Source organism: Alteromonas sp. BZK5 (assembly GCF_014349115.1).
Lineage (GTDB): Bacteria > Pseudomonadota > Gammaproteobacteria > Enterobacterales > Alteromonadaceae > Alteromonas > Alteromonas macleodii.
The window spans coordinates 1-2,366 of sequence record NZ_JACSOE010000205.1; the positions used below are offsets into that span (position 1 = coordinate 1).

3 protein-coding genes are annotated in these 2,366 nt (G+C 38.2%); 1 reads left to right on the top strand and 2 read right to left on the bottom strand.

Features of this window, described 5'->3' with window-relative positions; genetic code table 11:
* Together BIZ39_RS21265 and BIZ39_RS21270 are read right to left on the bottom strand one after the other, a co-directional pair.
* A partial coding sequence (locus BIZ39_RS21265) for a hypothetical protein (RefSeq protein WP_187448030.1) occupies positions 1 to 751 on the bottom strand: 751 nt, incomplete at its 3' end.
* Positions 741 to 1,976, bottom strand: a complete 1,236-nt coding sequence (locus BIZ39_RS21270; protein ID WP_187448031.1) for a hypothetical protein — start codon at positions 1,974 to 1,976, stop codon at positions 741 to 743. The genes BIZ39_RS21270 and BIZ39_RS21265, both read right to left, overlap by 11 nt.
* 111 nt (positions 1,977 to 2,087) lie before the next feature.
* Between BIZ39_RS21270 and BIZ39_RS21275 the strand changes: the two genes are divergently transcribed.
* The coding region (locus tag BIZ39_RS21275) for a hypothetical protein (RefSeq protein WP_187448032.1) at positions 2,088 to 2,366 on the top strand (279 nt) is incomplete at its 3' end.

Below are 2,366 nucleotides of genomic sequence, written 5' to 3' on the forward strand. Positions count from 1 at the left end.
GTCCTAGCTCAGAAGCTATTAGTGCATATCGCGTTGGTGTTAATGAGAAAGGAATGGGGCAAATGTCAGATAGGTAGTTTGCTATATCTATTTGTGACCGGGTTTGTGCAATCTTGATAAGTTGCTCTATATCGATGGGGAGTTTTTCGGTTTTTCTATTTGCAAACGCATTAGACAGTTTGATTAAAGACGTATTAACAAAAGGTTTTAAATTTACAGCAATAGTAAAATAGTGTTCATCTACAGGTTCAATCAGAAAGTCAGCGATGCTTTTGTAAAGCATAAATCCGTTGTCTTGGCGTAGGGACAGGTTTCGCCGTGGAAGATAAGCATAGTTGCTTCTCATTGAATTGAACTCTTCAGTATCATCTTTATCTATGCATTCAATTCGTCCGGATATAGAAAACTCATCATCATCATAATCAATAAATGATGAGATTGATGTCTTTGATAGTAATGGATATTGTGAAGGGTGGGCTTTAAGTCGTTCTCCATGGACCTTCAGAGACTCAATCAAATTCTCCCCATTTAAATGCGCTAGCAAAATGTTCGGAACGCCGCAATGTAGAAATACATCTTCTATTCCTGTGCTAGAAGGAAGTTCGTTGTCAAGCTTGGCTCTACATTCCTGAAATGAATAATGCGACAAAAGGAAATTAATAACCGGGGAGACTGTCTTTAAAGGCTGAAAAGGCTTTACCTTTATTCGAGTCAGCCATTGTCCTAGTGAACTGTCTAAATTATCTTTCATAGTGATAACTTCCCGTTCCTGCTTTAAACGTACTTACTTCTTGTAAGTCACCCAAAAATTGTAAATAAGCTTGAGTCAAAACTTCGTCTTTAGCTTTGAGGTTGGGTGTGATTTCACCACCTTCGTCAAACGGTAAAATGGTATATCTCAATGTTGCATACCTACCATTTTCCCCGTATCCCACAATATCAACACGTTTAGATTCAGGTGGTATTTGATATACGGTATCAATAGTTTCGATCGGGGTATTCTCATCGAACTGGATAGTTAGAGATTTAAACCAGGGCCAATAGGTATAAGTTAAAACTTCACCTTCTTGCTTTAGGTTCGCGACGACCGCAGCTTCTTCAGTCAAGAGACTAAAAACAATCCGACCAGTAAAGAAATCTCTGATAAAAGTGGGAGATTGTTCTACTTTTGGCAGTAGGTAGAGATTACGTTTAAGTAAACCCTCCATAGACATGTAAAGACGGTATGCAAAATTTACCATCGTCCGGTCAATCTTCATGACAGCATCATCTATGTTTTGAACCCTAATGCGACGATACTTTCTTACATCATCCAATAGGTATTTGATGATTCGGTAACTAACCGAAAGGTAGTCACCGCTATGAGCTAGCTTATAGTCTTCAATTTCTGCAAGGTGAGACAGTAGTAATTGGTGCACAGCTAAATAGTCTTGCCAAAATTTCCTGTTAGGTAGTTCCTGTAATTTTAAGTATTGTTTAGTGGCTTGGGCATTGATGACATTAGAATTTTTAGAATCACGCATTGCCGCTGCTAATAAGTACTGAGCAGTAACCAGAGTATTGCACGGTATTTCGTCGAATATACTGACGCCATCAAAAGGAACGACACAAATCCCAGTCGCATTAGTGTCATATAGAAAGTTAGGGCCGTACTTCACTTCTAAAACAAGATAGGCTTGGCTGAGATGTGGTGCTTTGAAATCAAAATTTACTAGACTCGACACAGTCTTTTGAAAATTAGTATGTATAACCTTCATTTCATCTTGATCGATAAAATAGACGTACGCTCTATAGCTACCTACGCGATAGTCACTCCTTATTGACGTTTTAACAGAAAAGGTAAATTCCTCTTCTTTTGCATCTGCCATCAACGACATAAGCAATGAAGTTGAGCCAACCTGAGACACATCTTCGTTAGTAGCGTTTGCTGGCGACTTAAATGACAGTATTGCGAGAAATAAAAAGAAGTATTTCATCAATTGTATTGCCTTGATTGACCAATTTAATTTAATGAATGTATTAGTGAAGCTGTGTACTTTTTTGCACTAATACACTCGATATATCGAAAGCAATTTATTGAGGTATTTATGTCATTTTTAGCGTTAGATGTTGGTAGCGGACTTACTAAATACTTAGCAGGTAAAGATCAGTGCGGAGTGATTGAATCTGCTGTTGGTGCGGTTTCGGATGAAAATGCATTCATTATGGGAGTGCCAGACCATTTACAAATACAAGTCGGCAATAAAAATTATCTGACAGGCATCGGTGCATTAAACAACCTTGATGAAAGTAAACGTGTTGTTACAACGAAGGCCTTGTGGTGTGAGGATCGAAATCAACTCATACTCTTTTATTCTGTTGTAGCT